Source organism: Maribellus sp. CM-23, from assembly GCF_021354595.1.
In the GTDB taxonomy this organism is placed as follows: Bacteria; Bacteroidota; Bacteroidia; order Bacteroidales; family Prolixibacteraceae; genus Draconibacterium.
Map to the genome: position 1 here is coordinate 179,838 of NZ_JADWYJ010000002.1, position 19,053 is coordinate 198,890.

At 37.6% G+C, this 19,053-nt stretch carries 13 protein-coding genes and 1 pseudogene; 13 read left to right on the forward strand and 1 reads right to left on the reverse strand.

What is annotated here, in order from left to right:
• Positions 1-31 precede the first annotated feature (31 nt).
• Positions 32-1,459, reverse strand: a complete 1,428-nt coding sequence (gene dacB, locus INQ51_RS07960; protein WP_233377443.1) for a D-alanyl-D-alanine carboxypeptidase/D-alanyl-D-alanine-endopeptidase — start codon at positions 1,457-1,459, stop codon at positions 32-34.
• A gap of 38 nt (positions 1,460-1,497) precedes the next feature.
• On the opposite strand from dacB, the gene crcB reads away from it, so the two are divergent.
• The 13 genes and pseudogenes from crcB to INQ51_RS08025 all read left to right on the forward strand — a co-directional run bounded on the left by crcB (position 1,498) and on the right by INQ51_RS08025 (position 19,025).
• Complete coding sequence (crcB, locus tag INQ51_RS07965) at positions 1,498-1,878, forward strand: fluoride efflux transporter CrcB (RefSeq protein WP_233377444.1); 381 nt, start codon at positions 1,498-1,500, stop codon at positions 1,876-1,878.
• A 108-nt stretch (positions 1,879-1,986) separates the two neighbouring features.
• Entirely contained in the window at positions 1,987-2,343 is a 357-nt protein-coding gene (locus INQ51_RS07970) for a DUF190 domain-containing protein (RefSeq protein WP_233377445.1), read from the forward strand.
• A 475-nt stretch (positions 2,344-2,818) separates the two neighbouring features.
• Positions 2,819-3,511: an iron-sulfur cluster assembly scaffold protein gene (locus tag INQ51_RS07975; protein WP_119438980.1), complete on the forward strand. Its 693-nt coding sequence runs from the start codon at positions 2,819-2,821 to the stop codon at positions 3,509-3,511.
• A 12-nt stretch (positions 3,512-3,523) separates the two neighbouring features.
• Positions 3,524-4,516 carry a GGGtGRT protein gene (locus INQ51_RS07980; RefSeq protein WP_119438837.1) on the forward strand — a complete coding sequence of 331 codons (993 nt, stop codon included), beginning with the start codon at positions 3,524-3,526 and terminating at the stop codon, positions 4,514-4,516.
• Between the two features lie 439 nt (positions 4,517-4,955).
• Positions 4,956-5,096: pseudogene (locus INQ51_RS07985) on the forward strand (GGGtGRT protein); the annotation flags it as partial.
• Positions 5,097-5,206: 110 nt separating this feature from the next.
• Positions 5,207-5,671, forward strand: coding sequence for a C-GCAxxG-C-C family protein (locus INQ51_RS07990; protein ID WP_233377447.1), 465 nt, complete (start codon positions 5,207-5,209; stop codon positions 5,669-5,671).
• A gap of 253 nt (positions 5,672-5,924) precedes the next feature.
• Positions 5,925-7,226 (forward strand): phosphopyruvate hydratase, encoded by a 1,302-nt coding sequence (gene eno, locus INQ51_RS07995; RefSeq protein WP_233377448.1) that lies wholly within the window; start codon positions 5,925-5,927, stop codon positions 7,224-7,226.
• Between the two features lie 208 nt (positions 7,227-7,434).
• Positions 7,435-8,427, forward strand: coding sequence for a DMT family transporter (locus tag INQ51_RS08000; protein WP_233377449.1), 993 nt, complete (start codon positions 7,435-7,437; stop codon positions 8,425-8,427).
• A gap of 378 nt (positions 8,428-8,805) precedes the next feature.
• Entirely contained in the window at positions 8,806-9,282 is a 477-nt protein-coding gene (locus tag INQ51_RS08005) for a hypothetical protein (RefSeq protein WP_233377450.1), read from the forward strand.
• 634 nt (positions 9,283-9,916) lie between these two features.
• Complete coding sequence (locus INQ51_RS08010) at positions 9,917-11,038, forward strand: tyrosine-type recombinase/integrase (RefSeq protein ID WP_233377451.1); 1,122 nt, start codon at positions 9,917-9,919, stop codon at positions 11,036-11,038.
• A gap of 813 nt (positions 11,039-11,851) precedes the next feature.
• Positions 11,852-12,916 carry a very short patch repair endonuclease gene (locus tag INQ51_RS08015; protein WP_233377452.1) on the forward strand — a complete coding sequence of 355 codons (1,065 nt, stop codon included), beginning with the start codon at positions 11,852-11,854 and terminating at the stop codon, positions 12,914-12,916.
• Positions 12,917-13,085: 169 nt separating this feature from the next.
• The gene (locus INQ51_RS08020; protein ID WP_233377453.1) at positions 13,086-13,895 is read left to right on the forward strand and encodes a hypothetical protein; all 810 of its coding nucleotides are present in this window, start codon (positions 13,086-13,088) and stop codon (positions 13,893-13,895) included.
• A 321-nt stretch (positions 13,896-14,216) separates the two neighbouring features.
• Positions 14,217-19,025 (forward strand): DUF3883 domain-containing protein, encoded by a 4,809-nt coding sequence (locus INQ51_RS08025; RefSeq protein ID WP_233377454.1) that lies wholly within the window; start codon positions 14,217-14,219, stop codon positions 19,023-19,025.
• The last annotated feature ends 28 nt before the right edge of the window (positions 19,026-19,053 follow it).

Below are 19,053 nucleotides of genomic sequence, written 5' to 3' on the forward strand. Positions count from 1 at the left end.
CGGGTTCCTGTTTTTTTATGCACCTATCTTATCAGTTTTCCTGCTTTAAGGTTAGCAGTAATTTTTCGATTTCTTTAACAAGCGAAAAATGCGAGCCATGAAAATGGTTGAACATGATGGAGAATACCATCTTTTTCCCGGAATCGGCTACCAAATAACCTGAGTAGCAACGTACCCGGGTCATCGATCCGCTTTTGGCCTGCAATGAATGATCGGGAAAAAGATTTTTATCAAACAAATACATGGTGCCGTTTCCGGGTGATGGAAGAGAAGCCACGAACGATTTGTTATCTGCCATAAAAGTCAGCAATTCAATAAAAAAATGAGGCGATACCACATTGAAATGCGACAAACCGCTCCCATCTTCCATCAGCAAACTTTCGGTATCCAATCCCTGCTTCTTCCAAAAATCCGTTACAATGTCAATCCCGGCCTCCCGGTTCCCCAATCCATTCTTTTCAACCGCCAACTGCTTCAGAAGATGCTCTGAGAAAAGATTTACACTTTCGTGGTTTAGTACCTCCACGATGTCGGACAATTTCGGTGACAGTTGCATATAAATCTTCTGAAAGTGCTTGTCGTCTGCTTTCCGAAACTCCACTTTCCCCTCAATAAATATTCCTGCTTCTGCCAGTGCTAAGGTCAAATCGTTTGCCAGCACGCCCGAAGGATCGGGCATTGAAGCTCGGATGGTAAAAGCTTTCCGGTTCGCAGGAATGCTGCCTCTGATCACCCTGTTTTTATCAAGCGGGCTACCAAAAACATAGGCATTGTCGCGGTTTACTTCCGACGAAACAACCTCGTTGCTAAATTCAATCCCGGGTACTTTGGGATGGGTCATGATCACCTGTGTCGGTGCCCCTATTTCTTTGGGCGAGCGGAAGGTAATCCGGAACATATTGTCGTATACCGTAAATGCATCGGCTCCCGCACCGTAATAATTCCCCAAATCTTCCCATATCCAGGTAGCCGGCACCTTTTCCGAGTCGTAAACCGATGCATCCAATACCAGGTTCCCGTTTACACGCTTAATCCCGGCATCCGATATTTTTTGCACCCAGCTTTGCAGAAACCTGAAATAGTGATCCTGGAAATACTCCGATCCCAATGCAGGATCAGCACCTCCTTTTAGTACCAGGTCTCCTTTTAACTCCCCCTGCTTATTGATGTTTCCCTCGTAGCCAATAATGGTTCTGAACTGATAATCGTCGCCCAGCAGCTCAAGAGCCGTAGCGGTGGTTATGAGTTTTATGGTAGAGGCGGGAACCAGTAATTGACTTGCATTCAGGTTGAAAATCTCTTTTTGCGATTCCAGTTCCACTACCTGCATACCTACCGAAGCATTCTTGTATTCAGGCTTTTTTAATAATTCAGAAACCGCGTTTGAAAACTTATTTTGGGCCAACCCATTCAGAAATAAAAACCCAAATATTGAAAGGAGGAAAATGCGTACCATCATTTTTATTACTTTTGAAAAGCTCAAAAATAGCTAATAATATGCTGCGAACCATTTTAATTGTCGGAACCGGAGGATTTATCGGAAGCGTAATGCGCTATTTGGTTCAGCTGTTTGTTGAAAAAGGTTTATCGAGCACTTTTCCCTGGGGAACCTTTATTGCCAACATCGCCGGCAGTTTTATTATCGGGATCGTTTTTGCCCTGGCACAAAAAGGAAACCTGCTAAGTGCCGAATGGAGAATGTTTCTGGCAGTAGGAATTTGCGGGGGGTTTACCACCTTCTCGTCGTTTGCCTATAACAATTTAATGATGCTGAAAGACGGTGTTTACGGGCAATTTATCTGGAACGTTGGAGGCAGCTTGGTTTTTGGCTTGTTGGCGGTCTATCTCGGAATGATCCTGGTAAAAGTTATTTTTTAGAACAAAGTTCCCCTGTTTTCTATCCCAAAATTTCGGTCTAAGCTGAAACCTGTTTTACACAAAATCGGTAAACCGAATTGATAAGACATCCATCTAAATCATACAACTATGAATATTTCTGAAAAAACCGGGATTCTTAAAATCTATGTAGGAGAATCCGACAAAATCAACGGAAGGGTGCTGTTCGAGGAAATTGTTTTTGAAGCGCGAAATGCGGGTTTGGCAGGTGCGACCGTTTACAAAGGCATTATGTCGTACGGAGCCAGCCACTCGATTCACACCATGAAAATCTTTGCTTTGTCTAACGATTTGCCGGTGATCATTGAAATCATCGACAACATTGAGAAGCTCGATCAGTTTTCCGAAAAGGTGAACAAAATTATGGAAGCCAGCAAACGTGGTGGGCTGGTAACTTTCCAGGAATTGAGTGTGGTCCGCTACGAAAAAGGGGAAAAATACAAATAAGCACTACTACCTGTATTTTATCTACAAAAAATGAAACCCTCCGCTGCGAACCAAAGAGAGTTCACACGCTTGCTGAACACAAAACAGCACCATAATTAAGTAAATATTGCCTCCGCAATCTTGAGCTTGTTCCGGGATAATTCGATCCAATAATTCCGAATGACAACATCATCGTTTTACTGAATTTATAATCATTCAAAACAAGACCGATCATAATTTGGCTTAAGTAGCGTCTGCTCAATGAAGTTCAGCGAATTACAGGTACACCTTCAAAATAAAACACTTTAATATCCTTTATTTCAATATTTTAACTAAATGTTAATAAAGTTTTTACTGACTTCAATTAGCAATCCTTCAGGCAGTAATGGACTAATATTTTATATTTTCACGCCGCATTCAGGCAGATGACAGAATCGTTATTTTCAAACGCGGCTTCATCTGTTTCAAGCAAAAAAACCAGAAAATAAATATTAATATGAGTTTTACACACGAAGTTGAAGGTATGATTTGTGTTGCACAAGGTGCAAATCATGGCCCGGCTCCAATTCCGGAAGAAGGAAAATGGGTAAAAGCCAAACAAGTTTCAGACATTTCGGGTTTAACCCACGGTGTAGGTTGGTGTGCTCCGCAACAAGGTGCATGTAAACTTACCTTGAATGTTAAAGACGGTATTATTGAAGAAGCATTGGTTGAAACAATCGGTTGTACCGGTATGACTCACTCAGCTGCTATGGCTTCTGAAATTCTTCCCGGAAAAACAATCCTGGAAGCCTTGAATACTGACCTTGTTTGCGACGCAATCAACACTGCAATGCGCGAGCTTTTCTTACAAATTGTATACGGTCGTACACAAAGTGCTTTCTCTGAAGGTGGTCTTCCAATTGGCGCCGGTCTTGAAGATTTAGGAAAAGGTCTTCGTGGTGTAACCGGTACTTTGTACGGAACTACAGCGAAAGGTCCCCGTTACCTTGAAATGGCTGAAGGATACATTACCAAAATCGGTTTGGATGCTGACAGCGAGATTATCGGTTACGAGTTTGTAAACCTTGGTCGTATGATGGATATGATCAAAACAGGTATGGACGCCAACGAAGCAGTACAAAAAGCTTCTGGTAAATATGGCCGTATCGACGATGCAGTTAAAGTTATTGACCCACGTAAAGAATAGGAGAAATTTATTATGCCATTATTTGAAAGTTACGACAGAAGAATCAAACAAATTGATGCATTCTTAAACGCAAACGGCATTTCTTCTATCGAAGAGGCCAAAAAAATATGTGATGACAAAGGTGTGGATGTTTACGAAATTGTAAAAGGCATTCAGCCTATTGCATTCGAAAACGCCATGTGGTCGTACATTGTAGGTGCTGCCGTTGCCATTAAACGTGGACAAACTGCTGCTGCTGACATTGCCGCTACTTTAGGTGAAGGTTTACAGTCGTTCTGTATTCCGGGATCGGTTGCCGATGACCGTAAAGTAGGTTTAGGCCATGGTAATTTGGCTGCCATGCTTTTGAAAGAAGAAACTAAATGTTTCGCTTTCCTGGCAGGACACGAGTCATTCGCTGCTGCTGAAGGTGCCATTGGTATTGCAAAATCAGCGAACCGTGTTCGCAAAGAGCCTTTGCGTGTAATCCTGAACGGTTTAGGAAAAGACGCGGCTAAAATTATTGCCCGTATCAACGGTTTTACCTACGTTCAAACTGATTTCGATTTTGCTACAGGCGAATTGAAAGAAGTACAGCGCAAAGCCTATTCTGCTGGTGACCGTGCAAAAGTAAACTGCTACGGTGCCAACGATGTACGCGAAGGTGTTGCCATTCTTCACAGCGAAGGTGTGGATGTATCGATTACCGGTAACTCAACCAACCCAACCCGTTTCCAGCACCCTGTTGCAGGTACGTACAAAAAAGAATGCATTGAGCAAGGTAAAAAATACTTCTCGGTTGCATCTGGTGGTGGTACAGGCCGTACTTTGCACCCCGACAACATGGCTGCCGGTCCTGCTTCTTACGGTATGACAGACACCATGGGTCGTATGCACTCTGATGCTCAGTTCGCAGGTTCTTCTTCAGTTCCGGCTCACGTTGAGATGATGGGATTGATCGGAATGGGTAACAACCCAATGGTGGGTGCCTCTGTTGCGGTTGCTGTTGCAATCAGCCAGGCTTAATTTCGCTAAAAAAACCATTCGATATATACCAAGCTCTGTCAGGTTTCCTGGCAGGGCTTTTTTATTTTCGCTGAAAATGGAAAGAATACCTCACCAACTTCGCATCATATAAAAATTCCAGTGACGTTAATACGAATACGGTTAGTTGAAACATTTCTATGAGGGCGGACTTGCGGGCTACAAACCATGCAACTTTTTAATCACGTTCATTCGTCAGCCGGCCTCTTTTGATCAAGTGCTGAATCGAAATGAAGTCTTACTGAGAACGGGAAGCTCTCCCGAGAATTCGGGAAGGAGATCACCCGATCGAAGTTAGGCTTTATAAAGATGAAGTGCGAAGAGCAAAAGCAGCCTTGATCTTTGTGCTTACTATTTGGATTAAGCCAAATAGTAAGGCTTCCGGCAGGAAACGGTATGACTGACCTGATTTTACATTTGGGGACGTATGCACTCTGATGCTCAGTTTGCTGGTTCTTCATCAGTTCCGGCTCACGTTGAGATGATGGGATTGATCGGAATGGGTAACAACCCAATGGTGGGTGCCTCTGTTGCGGTTGCTGTTGCAATCAGCCAGGCTTAATTTCGCTAAAAAAACCATTCGATATATACCAAGCTCTGTCAGGTTTCCTGGCAGGGCTTTTTTATTTTAATCTGTTTTCCCATCTTTGCAGCCTTATTTTTTTTGAACTAATGATCAATAAACAGAAAGAGGAAATTGTAGAAAAAGCAGTTGGATTGTTCGACGAGGGTTATGCCTGCTCCCAGTCGGTTCTATTGGCATTTGCGCCTGTTTTTAACCTGGATGAACGAACCGCCAAACTCATTTCGTCCACGTTTGGCGGCGGAATGGGACGCCTGCGCGAAACCTGCGGAGCGGTAACAGGGGGCTTTATGGTACTCGGACTGGCCTTTGGAAATGAAATTCCGAACGACATGGAAACAAAACTCAACAGCTACAAAAAAGTGCGCGAACTAAACAAACAGGTAACCGAAATTCATGGTACCTCCAATTGCAAACAATTGCTGATAAAACACGCCTCGGAACAACAGGTAAAAGACCGCCAGCACCACAAGCTTATTTGCCGGCAACTTGTGGGCGATACCACCGGACTTGTTTTCGACATGTTAAAAGACAATCAGAAAATCGGGGAGTAATCTTTTCATCCAAAAAGAAATACAGCCCCTCTCCTTCCTCAGTATTAACACATTGAATGGCGGGCACAGCCAACATTGCAAACCTGTACGAAAAACACTACCTTTCGTTCAAAATAAACCGACGGCCGGAATCAGCGTTAAATCTCCATTAATCTCGCTCAATTCCTGAAACAATTTAGGAGCTGCCGCGTTTACTTTTCTGAAATTTATAAATAAATAGAATAGTTCAGTAATTAATAAAAAACTACTCAAGATGTTAATTAGCGACATAAAAGCAAGAGAAATTTTAGACTCACGCGGTAACCCAACCGTAGAAGTTGAAGTGCTACTAGAAAGTGGTGCATTCGGTCGTGCTGCCGTTCCGTCAGGTGCGTCAACCGGTGAAAACGAAGCGCTCGAATTGCGCGACGGCGACAAAGGCCGTTACCTTGGAAAAGGGGTATTGAAAGCAGTTGAAAATGTAAATACTATTATTTGCAAAGAGCTGGTGGGTATGGATGCAACAGACCAGGTTGCCATCGACCGTAAATTGCTCGAACTGGATGGTACCAAAACAAAATCGAACCTGGGTGCCAACGCTATGTTGGGGGTTTCTTTGGCAGTGGCAAAAGCTGCAGCCGAATATTCAGAGCTTCCACTGTACCGTTACATCGGCGGAGCCAACGCAAAAACATTGCCTGTTCCGATGATGAACATCATCAACGGTGGTTCGCACTCCGACGCTCCTATCGCATTCCAGGAATTCATGATCCGTCCGATCGGTGCTCCTTCTTTCCGCGAAGGTTTGCGCATGGGTGCTGAAGTTTTCCATTCGTTGAAAAAAGTATTGCACGACCGCAATCTGTCTACTGCTGTAGGCGACGAAGGTGGTTTTGCTCCGGCACTGGATGGTACTGAAGATGCTTTGAACAGCATTATCAAAGCCATTGAACTGGCAGGTTACAAACCGGGCCGTGCCGAAGACGGTGGCGATGTTTCCATCGCGCTCGATTGCGCTGCTTCAGAATTCTATTCTGACGGTGTGTACGATTACAGCAAATTCGAAGGCGCAGGCGGTGCCAAACGTTCACGCGAAGAGCAGGTTGCTTTCCTGGCCGAATTGGTAGAGAAATTCCCGATCGACTCGATCGAAGATGGTTGCCACGAAGGCGACTGGGACGGATGGGTACAACTGAACGCTGCCATTGGCAACAAATGCCAGCTGGTGGGCGACGACTTGTTCGTAACCAACGTTGAATACCTGCAAAAAGGTATCGAACTGAATGCTGCCAACTCCATCCTGATCAAAGTAAACCAGATTGGTACCTTGACCGAAACGTTGGATGCAATTGAAATGGCACACCGCGCCGGTTATACTTCGGTTACTTCGCACCGCTCGGGCGAAACAGAAGATTCAACCATCGCCGACATTGCCGTGGCTACCAACTCTGGTCAGATCAAAACCGGTTCATTGAGCCGTTCCGACCGTATGGCGAAATACAACCAGCTGCTTCGTATCGAAGAGGAACTGGGCGACAGCGCTATCTACGGATACAAAAAAATCTACAAGAAGTAAGCGTATTTCTTAACGATATTTCGAAACCGTTCCGTCAACAGATGGAGCGGTTTTTTTATGAATTTCAACAACAAAACCAATCAATAAAAAGCAGGTTCATTTCGTGTTGCTTATCGCAAAAAAAGCGGATATTTGCAGGCCTCAGCATCAAACCTATAAGATTGAACAATTAAACAAATTACAAGAACAAGAATAACTGTATGCTGCCATGATTTCGTCCACCACCAGAGGAGCTGTAATGATTATGCTCTCGGCTATATTTTTTGGGATGATGCCATTCTTCGCATTAAAAACATATGCTGAAGGATTTGACGTAAACAATCTTTTGTTGTTCCGCTACATTTTTGCTTTCATCTTAATTGCTTTATTTTGTTTATACAAAAAAATTAGCCTCCGAATCAACCGAAAACAATTTATTCATTTACTAATGGCTGCAATAGTCGGAACTATGATGACTACGTACACACTCTTTAAGTCGTACCAGTACATCTCGTCGGGCTTGGCCAGCACCCTTCATTTTATATACCCCATTGTTACACTGATCCTGGCTACAGTCCTTTTCAAAGAACGTTTTACGGTATATAAATTAATGGCACTACTATTATCGCTTAGCGGCATTGCAATTTTAGCAACTGGCACTCGCGAGCCACTAAATACAACCGGTATTCTTTGGGCACTAGCATCAGGCATACTGTATGCTATCTATATTACCAGTATGGCACATCCTGAGCTTAAAAAGCTAAATTCTTTTACTGCATCATTTTGGATATTTGGAATTACTGGCTTTTTATTCCTCATTCAAGGAATGGCAACAAACAACATCAACCTTGAAATTACCCCTAAAGCGTTGTTCTATATGCTTAATCTCAGCATATGGTCAACCTTCGGAGCCGTGGTTTTGTTTTTTAACGGACTCAAACAAACCGGTCCGGGCAACGCATCTTTGCTATCAACGTTGGAACCTCTCACTGGCGTAGTGATTGGTGTAATTGTTTTCCACGAATCCCTCGATCTCAAAACACTTATTGCCATGCTCTTAATATTAGGTTCTGTTCTTGTTGTGGTTCAACACAAGGACTCATCAAAAGAAATACTGACAGCAAAATCACCCGAGGGAAGCACTCCAATCCGGTTAAAACGCCACTACCTTTTGCCAGCAATTTCAATGTTTATAAAAAGCCAAAGGAAACAAGGGCTATAAAAATTTACATCTCCTCCTTCTTATTATTACTCTGCCGAAAGACATTAATATATTGAGACTGAAATAAAAGGGCTTGACAACAAAATTGCCAAGCCCTTACTATTTCATTAATACACTTTATGGAATAATTTCTTTTTGAATATCCGTTTTGTACCCGCCGCTCGCGCCGATTTGCAATCGGTGTGCAACCGGTAAGGATTGAAAATAATATTGTCAGCCAACAAACCTTGATGCACCTGTAGCGATGACATATTCTGAAAACATGTTCAATAATACATTATACAATACACTTACTACTTGACTGTTACAACTGCTTTATGTAATTTGTAGTTCGTTAGCTTAACAAATCTTTATTTATTAACTTTTCAACTACACATCATGGAAAACAAAATTGATTTTAAACTACCCGAAACCGTAGTTAGCGAAGCTTTAACCGCAGTAAACACCGCCCTTACTGTTCTGAAACCGTACCTGATCGCTCTAAGCCCTGCCGAACGCCGTTCTTTGCCCAAAATGAACGACGGAACACAACCCTTTGTGCAGAAATGTTTGGAATATTGCGAAAGCGATCCGCAGTTTGTCCCTCCCTATCTGAGCGCGGAAGGATTTACCGACGACATGGATGCCTGGAGTCAGCTGATGAGCATTTTCAGGCCGGTGCAGCAGTTATGCTCCAACCTCGACGACACTACCATGGAGGCCGGATCGGAAAGCTATATGGCTGCATTGAGCTATTACAACTCGGTAAAACAGGCCGCTAAAATGGACATTCCGGGAGCCAAACCGATTTATGACGACCTGAAAAAACGTTTCTCCGAAAACGGACCTAAAAAATCAGAACCGGCTGAAAATTAAAACTTCGAAGATCCTGCGATTAAAACAATCATGACTTTTAGGAATCACCAACAGAGATGAAAGTATGGCAATTTCCAGCTAACCCTCCCTCATTCCCTCTCTATGTATAGAGAGGAACGATTGTGTCCGTCAACCGACGGATCACAATCAGGGTGAGCGTAAATACTTTGAGACACTTTTGCTGTTGGTTTTTCAGCGACTTTCAGAAAAAAGAGGCGGCAACTACAGCATTTACCGCCTCCTTTTTTTTGAAAGTTACCCACTACCAAAGCAGATTAATTTTGTTTCAATTTGCACTAATTCGGCTATTAATTGAATGAATTTAGTTACGAAGCTCTTTCATTCGCTAAAAAGGTAAATGAATTCAGTTCGGATCTGCAATAGTTTAGCTAAACGGCGATTCAGTTCGGTTAAACGGCGAATGGATTCGGTTCAGAAACGCTCTAATTCAGTAAAACGGTGAATCCGATCGTTCAAGACCCGCTTTAGTTTGGTAAAAAGGTGATATAATTCGCTTCTGAAGTACGTGGGGGTACTTCTGAGGTACCCTTTAACGAAACAATTCAATAAACCAGATCAGATTGTTTTTTTACCATAAGATTACTACTTTTAAAATGCTAAAAACCAATAACCGTTGAATACGCTCCCGCAAATAAAACTTGAATACAGTTTACACCGGAAACAGGAAGTAGTTATTGTGCGTTTCGAATACAATTCGGACATAAACGACCGGCTAAAAGAATTGTTCCCTGCAAGATGGAGTAGCTCAATGTCGTGCTGGTTTATTGTCAAAGATCAATTCAATCTGGGCCGTTTTTTCGAGGGATTGCGCGATTTGGCTTATATTGATTATTCCGCATTAAAAATCAAGGCAATGCCGGTGGCCCGCGAAAAGATTAGCCGTGATTATTCATACCGGTCAGGCACTAAGTTGCCCAAAGGCTATCTTGAACTGTTAAAACAAAAACGGTACAGCGAGAGTACCATAAAAACTTACTCTGCCTATTTCAAAGACTTTATGTATTATTTCACTGAAAGGAATTTAAAGGAACTCCCGGTTGAAGAAATAAACACGTATTTGCTGGAACTTATAAACAAATGGGAAATCACCCCGAGCGAGCAAAACCAACGGATAAATTCCATTAAGTTCTTTTACGAAAAAGTAGTGGGAAAAGGAAGACATGTGTACGAAATAGAGCGCCCCAGAAAAGAGACACTATTACCCGATGTACTCAGCAAAGAAGAGGTTGGCAACATTCTGAGTGTTACAACAAATCTGAAACACAAAACCATGCTTTCGGCCATATACTCGTGTGGATTGCGGAGAAGCGAAGTGATCAATTTGAAAATTGCTGATGTTGATTCGAAACGCATGATGATAAAAGTAAAGGGTGCCAAGGGGAAAAAAGACCGTTATGTTCAGCTTTCGCCCAAACTCCTGAAATTATTTCGGCAGTATTATACTGAATACAAACCAAAAGTTTGGTTATTTGAAGGGCAAACGGGAGGCCAGTACGGAGTCGAAAGTCTATCTAAATTATTAAAAGCGGCTGCCTACAGGTCGGGAATTAAAAGGCGGGTGCACTTGCATATGTTGCGCCATAGTTTTGCCACGCACCAGTTGGAACAAGGAGTTGACATCCGGTATATACAAGCCTGGTTAGGCCACGAAAGTGTTAAGACCACGCAACGTTACACACATGTCACGGAACATAATTTTAAGAACTTCAAAAATCCGTTGGATGAACTACTTTAGTAAAAAAGTTGGGTTCCACACCCCATTCGGGCGTATAACCCAACCTGACAATAAAGATATAACCCGACTAGTTGGGTTCCACGTACGTTATAGCCAATGTTGAAAACGAAAAACGAACTGATTAAATAATAAATGGAGAAACGAATATTTGAATTTTCAAGATTACAATTGTGGGATTATATTACAATAGGTTTATATCTCGTTTTGACAATTTATATTCATCTGACTTTTACAAAAGACACCTTTCCTTCGTATGCAAACCTTCTAATTTTTGGATACATTTTCGGGACAATGATGTTTAACTATTTATTCAATTATAAATCATTGAGAAATATGACTGTATTCTCGATTTGGATTTTATTTGGACTTTACCATTTCTGGCTATTTAAGCATCTTGAGAATGTAAAAGAAATGTATTATGACTCAAGACATATTGCATACGGTTTAAAATATTCGATAGTAGTTTTAGTAATCCAACAAATATTTAGATTTTCGTATATAAAGCTCACAAATATGGAGTTAGTCGCTCCAGCTAAAGGCGGTGGAACGGACATTTTTGACAATAGATATCCAAACATTCTGGATTTCGCTTTTTTTGCTTTATACGTTTTTATTATTGTTGGAATTGGATTTATATAAAAAAAACAAAAAACACTGGCTATAACAATGTACATATTGCAGGGCGGGGTTCGGTGATACGCCAATTGCGGATTCTCGTTTCGCAGTTCCGTGTCCTTCGGACAGGAACGCTCTTCGAAATCCGCCCCGACAACATGTACCAACCGTTAGCTGTGATTTTAAAAACAAGAAAGCATGTTAATTGATAATGAACTAATAAAAAATCGTCCAAAACAACTTCTCGATATTGAGTTTTATACAGAACTCCCGAAGTTGGACACTGAATTTGATTATAGTTCATTACCACTATTTTTAAGTTATGACTTATTGACATTGTTTGGAATAAAACCTAAAACAATGGATTTAATTAGGAATATTCAACAACATGGTTTCCAAGAACAACCATCAGACAAGGAAATCGAATATTATCAAAACCGAGGAACTAAATTTCAAATAATTAGTGTCGTTGCTAATATTCATACATTCAAAAAAATAAATGATAAATCCGCAATAGCTTATCCATATTCAATTTCTCTTATTGCAGGACAAAAAAGAGGTCTTGTTGACCATTGCTCAATTGATTTATTAAAAACATTTGACCTTGCAGAAATCTCTAAAAGACAATTCATTTATACGGACTTTTCTCCATTCAAACCTGTAGAAACAGGGTTTTACACACATAGTAGTTTCTTTTCAGGAGCCAAATTTAAACACTACACAGACACCGTCGGTTTTGTGCTAGAAACGTATTTATTACCGACTGACGCAGATTTAAACGAAATACCGATGGCTCAACCACAAAATATACCCCAAGATTTAATCGAAAAATTTAATAAATACAGAATTAAAAGATATTTCAGACCCTTTACGGATATTAAACCTAGGAAAATTTGGGGATGTGATTCTCCTATTGAATTATTCCTAATTCAAGCCCTTGCGCAAAAAAATTTGTTTCCAATAATTCAAACTCTAATTTTTAAAAATGGACACGTTTACGACAACTTTTTCGAAATGATAAAAAGTAAAGTATTCATACCCGGAAATGAATTAATAACTGAGGCCGATTTATATTTCCCAAAGGAAAAATTAGCAATTTTTTGCGACTCGACACAATTTCATAGAGGAAAGAAAAATGAAAATAAAGATGATAAAATTAATAGCGAACTAAAAAATATTGGAATAAAGACACTCAGGTTGTCAGGAAAAGATATAGTCAAAAATCTCGATGACTGTGTAAAACGCATTATAGATGAATTATAAAAAACCACAGCTAACAATTTGCAAATTGCATTGCGGGGTTCGTGGTGTGTCGTACGCTGGATTCTCGTTTCGCAGTTCCGTCCTATCGGACAGGAACGCTCTTCGAAATCCACACCGACAACTTACAATTTACCGTTAGCGGCAAGCTTGAAAAAAATGAAATTATCAGATGGAGTTAACAAATAACACATGGACTTATATTAGTCCTCTAATCGCAGCTCTTCTAACTTATTTTATTGCAATTAGAGGGAAAAGAAAAGATGTTGATATTGAGAAGGAGAGAAAATTAAATATAGTAATCTCAAATCTACTTGACGTTTGGTATTATTTAGGTAGGATGAGAAAAATTACAGATTTAAACAAATCTGACTTTCCGATTCCATTAAAAATAATACCTCATTTTCTTTTAAATTCTAAAAATTTAAATGACAAATGCTTTAGAGAGTTAGAAAGTTCAATTGAGTTATTAAAAGAATATGACCCAATTACTTATTATGAGTTAAGCGGAATTGGAAATAGATTTGATTACATAAAGACTAATTTAATTTTGCCATTCTTAAATGCTTCCAATCAAACTGATTTTAATAAAAAAATATCTGAGACCTATATCCAAGAGACAATTGCAGAAATAGAGAATTATTTAAAATCGGTTTCTAAAAGACTTGGATATAAAGTTGCACTAAGAATTAAGCGAAAAATAAAAACTAATCAATTGACTGACGTTGAAGAAATTAAAAAGGAACTCATAAAATATTACTATGACTTTATGATGGCCTTAATCCCTGCCAACCAAGTCAAACCGACTATCGAAAAATTCGGAGAAGAATTAAGTCAGGCAGAAACCCAGACTATGATTAGTGAACAAATGGAATTATTGAAAAATACTGATTTTGGACAAGTAATGAACCTTGTTGCCGAAAATCCATATTACTCAATTGACGAGATGAAAGATAAATTAGAAATAAAAGCCAGCCGCTAACACAGTGCATATTGCATAGCGGGGTTTGGTGGTGCGCCATCCGCGGATTCTCGCATCGCAGTTCAGTCCTACCGGACAGGAACGCTCTCCGAAATCCGCTCCGCAACATGCACCAACCGTTACCGCCAAGTGTAAAAAGACAGAAAAACAAACAGACAATTTGCTACTAAAAGACAAAAAAAGAATAAACCAAATAATGAACAGCCAACGCACAAAACAGCACATTTGCAAACCGCACAAGCCGACGCAAAACCAAAGTTTGCAAAAGAGCTGTTTTTTTGCCGACGCACCCAACTGCTAAACTGATATTAATACTATAAAATGAATGACTTAAATACTTTCATTGAAAAAGAATTAAAGAAAAGAAGGGAAGACTATATCTCATCCCCAGCATACATATTAGAACACTACAACATTGAGAAACAAAACATTGAAGCATATAATGGTAGACAACTTCTTGAAATGCTTCAAAATGCTGACGATGCATCTGAAATTGCAAAAGAGAAAAAAGTTTTAATTAAACTTGATGACAATTTTCTCACAATTTCGAACAACGGAGAACCTTTCAATGAAGATGGATTTCGTTCAATCATATACAGTAACCTGAGTTCTAAAACTTTGCTGCAAAATAAAATTGGACAAAAGGGATTGGGATTTCGTTCAATACTTAGTTGGGCAGATGAAGTGATAATTAGTAGTGGTGAAACTAAATTGGCTTTTTCTGAAACATTAGCAAAATCCTTTTTAGAAAATTTAATAACGAAATCTCCAGAGATTTCCTCTTTTCTAAAACAAAATAGCAAAGTTAAATACCCAATAGCCACACTCCGAGTACCAAAGTTGTTAAATGGAGAAAATATTTTTGAAAATAATTTTGATACAACAATTTCAATAAAGCTAAAGAAAAACATAATAGAGGAGGTTCAATCGCAAATTTTTTCTGTTATAAATAAAGAGACTCTTATATTTTTGAACCATATCGAAATCATTGAAATTGATAGTCCTAAAAGAAAAATTACCTATAAAAAAAATTACACAGATAAATTTAAAAAGGAAGTAACCGTAAAAAGTATAAATATTCTACAGGACAGCACAGAAACGAAAACTTGGAAAGTTAAAAGAAGAAAGGGCGTACACAAAGAGAAAAATTTTGAATTATCGATTGCTTGGAATGATGAACTAAATGATACTGAAAATGTATTATTTAGTTACTTTAAAACGGAGGTTAGATTTCCATTTCCAGCACTATTGCATGGAACTTTTGAACTTACCCAAGACCGAAATCAATTAGTTAATGATACCGAAGGACACAATGAATTTTTAACCGGTGAACTTTCAGAATTGTTAATTGAAACCGCTCTGGAAATATCGAAAGATGGAGAAGTGAATTATTTACCATTAAAAATTCTAAATATTGATTTTGAAAAGGTAGATAATGTTTTACAGAAATTTAATTTTAAAGAATTGCTAATTGAAAAAATTAAAGCAAGTAATGTTTTTCCAAGTATAAATGAGATATATAATTCATATGAAGATAATCCAGTTTTTTATGATTTACCTGTAGCTTCAATTGTTAAAGGCGACGATGTTTCCAACCTTATGCCGATTTGCGAGGATGAATCTGTTAAATCTTTTTTTAAAACTTTTCCACTCTTCCACTATACTTTAAGTAAATTCATTTCTATAATTTCGGAAAGAGTCTTTAAAATTGAAATACCAGTTTTAGCTAAACTTATTTGCTATTTTTTAGAGTATGAGCCATACAAAAATGAATTAAACTCAACTACACTAGAATTATCGGAATTGGACGAGTTCTTTATAGATTCTGAAATGAATGTTATTAGTTGGAGTTCGAATATTTTTATTCAGCCTCAAAATAAAATCGAATTTAAATTACCTAAATCTTTAAACATTAGTTTTCTCAATCAAGACCTCGTAAATGCATTATTAATAGAACTAAATATTGACAATATTGAGACACTTCTTATTAAATTAGATGCATTTGGAATTAAAAATTATTCCTTTATAGAAATTGCTGAAACACTTATTAAACATTTTAATTCAATAGAGAAAATTGAGAAAAAAGATGTAATAGAATTACATACTTTTTTATTTCAATTATTCAAAAATGAATTGGGGAATAATGAGCAATCTACTCTCTCGTCAGATATTATCATACCTGTGATTTCTGCTAACAAGAAAATTAGGCATACTAATAGTTTATATTTTGGCAAATACTATGGTAATACTATTACTGACCAGATTTTCAAATATGACAAATCGAAATTGCTTGCTAGACCATCAGAATTTGGTTTAGATGATTTTAATAGCGATGATTTGAAAGCTTATTTTAAATGGCTTGGCATAGCAGAACTTCCACGCAAGATTTTCACCAATGCACCTGATGAATTCATAGAATATGCCTTTAAAAAATATGATTATAAAAACAAAATCGGAGACTATCATTTTAACAACTTTGAAAAGTTTAAAAAATCTTGCAATAGATATGGAAGTGCAAAAATTCAATCTATTGATGACATTGATTCAATTCTATCTAAGAACAATTCAGAAACTATAATTGCATGGCTTTGTTTTGATGATTCCTTATATAAATTACTAGAAAATGACTATGAACCACAAGGCAGCTTTATTGAAGCTCATTTTGGAAGTGATTGGTATAATAGAGATATAAAAGGAAATTTAATTCGTAGCTTTCTTAAATGGAAAATTTCTAAAGTTCCTTGGCTAAATACAAAAAGTGGAGTTAAACAATCACCTTCTCTTTGTACAACTTCCGCTACAATCACTGGAGAATTTAGTCCTTTAATAGAGAAACCGAATATTGATTATTATGCTGCCATATTAAAATCAAATAAAATCAATCCTGACAAAATAGATTACCTACTAAGTATTGTTGGAGTCAATAAAACTATTTCATCTTTTGAAACAAAGACACTCTATTCAATATTAAACAAGCTGCCTGAAATTGATTCAGAAGGCAAAAAAGCCAAAACTTTATATCGAGAATTGGCTGTGAATTATGAAGAAAAGAATTTGGATATAAATGAAAATGATTACAAAGATTTTATTTTAGAGGGGAAAGTGTTCTGCAAAAAACATGGGCAATTTAGTTATGAGAAAAATAACTCCGTCTTTTATGTAGATAATAAAAGATATGGTGAAAGTATAATAAACCAATTTTTTACAATTGAAATAGAAAGGCGAAGAAGTCAAGAAAAAATTGAAAAAATCTTTGGTGTAAAACCATTAAAAGGATTAAAACTTACCTTAGCAAACACTCCCTCACTTCACTCTTTAAACGCTAAATTCGAGCAGGAAATAGAATCATTTAAACCATATGTTTATGTTTTTAGGCAAGATTTGGATACAACGGGTAAAGAAAAAAGTCTTATTAAAGATATTAAATTCAAATTTGTAACAGATTTAAGTGTTTTACTTGAGAAAGAAAAGGAAAAGTCCGAGTTTAGTTTGTCCTTTTATGAATATATCTATCTCTCAAAAAATAAAACTGTTTACATTAAAACCCCGACTTATATTGATGATGAAAAAAAATTAAAAGAAGATGTTAACTTTTGTTCTACCATAGCTGAAGCTTTTTCTGCTTTAATTGATGTTGATGCTCAAAGACAACAAATAAGAGAATTATTCTCAAAATCTGCTACTGGTAGAGATGATATTATTCGCACTGAATTGGATGACGAGACTCTTGAAAAGCTAGTAGTTGCTAAAAATAAATTAGGAATTGTAAATGACCCAAAAATTCAGTTCTGGACATCTTTCCTTAAATGTTTCCCAACAAAGAAAATTCATAGGGGAAATTTTACTGATGAATCTTTACTATTCGAACTTAAGAAGTTATTCCCAAATTTAAGTGATATAATTTCAACCTCATTTGAACTTATAAATTATGAAAAATATAACGAAGAAAGTTCATTAAGGCTAATTGTAGAACTATTAAAAAAATCCAAATTAACTTTAGCTGATTTCAATAAATATGCTTATCCTTCGATTGAGCTTACCGATATATATGAGCTTGATTTAAAAAGAATAAAAGAAGTTAAGCGGAAAGAATTCAAACAAGTTTTATATACACAGTTTCTAAATTCAGACAATGACAAAAAGGACTTTCTTAAAGCTCTTCTTCATTACGATTCTTTAAAAGGTAATTTTCAAAATCAAATTAATTATAATGTTGAAGAAGATTTACTTATTCAATTAAGAGAAGAATTTAAGGTTAATACTTTACAGGATTTCAATTTTGACTTTGAAAAAATATACTCAAAAAATAAAAATATATTTGAAGCAAAAGCGGAAGAACTAAATATCCCTAAAGAACTTGCAAACTTATTTATAAACGAAAATTTGGAATTTGAAAGTTTGTTATACTTTGAAAATGAAATTCAAACACTAGTTGAAAATCTAAAAAATTGGATTCCGAAAACAGACGAGGATAACAAAGGACAAGGAAAAAGAATTGCAAAAAAAAGAATAAAAATAGGTGATTCAGATTTCCTTTATGAAGACATCGGGGACTTGTTTAATCAGTTAGAAAACCATGAAGCTTTTCAAACAAATCTTTCAAAGATTAAAATTAAAAAAGTTGAAAATGGCAGTTCATCAGGAAAAAGCCAAACAAGTTCGCATCCCAAAAAACAAAAAAGGTTAAAGCAACCTAGTGAGGAATTAGGGTTTCTTGGCGAGTGGTTAGTTTACAAACATCTATTGAATTCTATAAAAAATAAAGAAAGCATTAAATGGGTTTCAGAATATGCAAAATTGGCAGGCGTTAATTCTGATGGCAAAAACGGTTTAGGGTATGACCTTGAATACATTCCAAATGAAGCGAAATACCCTAGATACGTCGAAGTTAAAGTTGTAGGTTGGGAAAATGCATTTCACATATCATCTAATGAAGTAATTCAGGGAGAAAAACTAAAAAGGCACTACGAAATCTTTCTAGTAAGAAATATTGGTGATACTGATAATATTTCTATTGAAATAATTCAAGGTCCTTTTGACTATTCAGGGCAGAGAAGTTTTAACGACAATGATTTATTTACTGTCGTTAATGATAATTTTATTTTAAAATTTCAAAAGACTGATGAATAATTCCATTCCCAAATTGCAAGCACATTGC

Excerpts from the sequence above, each read along its gene's own strand:
- dacB (WP_233377443.1), bottom strand. The coding sequence starts at position 1,459 with ATGATGGTACGCATTTTCCTCCTTTCAATATTTGGGTTTTTATTTCTG.
- crcB (WP_233377444.1), top strand. The coding sequence starts at position 1,498 with ATGCTGCGAACCATTTTAATTGTCGGAACCGGAGGATTTATCGGAAGC.
- INQ51_RS07970 (WP_233377445.1), top strand. The coding sequence starts at position 1,987 with ATGAATATTTCTGAAAAAACCGGGATTCTTAAAATCTATGTAGGAGAA.
- INQ51_RS07975 (WP_119438980.1), top strand. The coding sequence starts at position 2,819 with ATGAGTTTTACACACGAAGTTGAAGGTATGATTTGTGTTGCACAAGGT.
- INQ51_RS07980 (WP_119438837.1), top strand. The coding sequence starts at position 3,524 with ATGCCATTATTTGAAAGTTACGACAGAAGAATCAAACAAATTGATGCA.
- INQ51_RS07990 (WP_233377447.1), top strand. The coding sequence starts at position 5,207 with ATGATCAATAAACAGAAAGAGGAAATTGTAGAAAAAGCAGTTGGATTG.
- eno (WP_233377448.1), top strand. The coding sequence starts at position 5,925 with ATGTTAATTAGCGACATAAAAGCAAGAGAAATTTTAGACTCACGCGGT.
- INQ51_RS08000 (WP_233377449.1), top strand. The coding sequence starts at position 7,435 with ATGATTTCGTCCACCACCAGAGGAGCTGTAATGATTATGCTCTCGGCT.
- INQ51_RS08005 (WP_233377450.1), top strand. The coding sequence starts at position 8,806 with ATGGAAAACAAAATTGATTTTAAACTACCCGAAACCGTAGTTAGCGAA.
- INQ51_RS08015 (WP_233377452.1), top strand. The coding sequence starts at position 11,852 with ATGTTAATTGATAATGAACTAATAAAAAATCGTCCAAAACAACTTCTC.
- INQ51_RS08020 (WP_233377453.1), top strand. The coding sequence starts at position 13,086 with ATGGAGTTAACAAATAACACATGGACTTATATTAGTCCTCTAATCGCA.
- INQ51_RS08025 (WP_233377454.1), top strand. The coding sequence starts at position 14,217 with ATGAATGACTTAAATACTTTCATTGAAAAAGAATTAAAGAAAAGAAGG.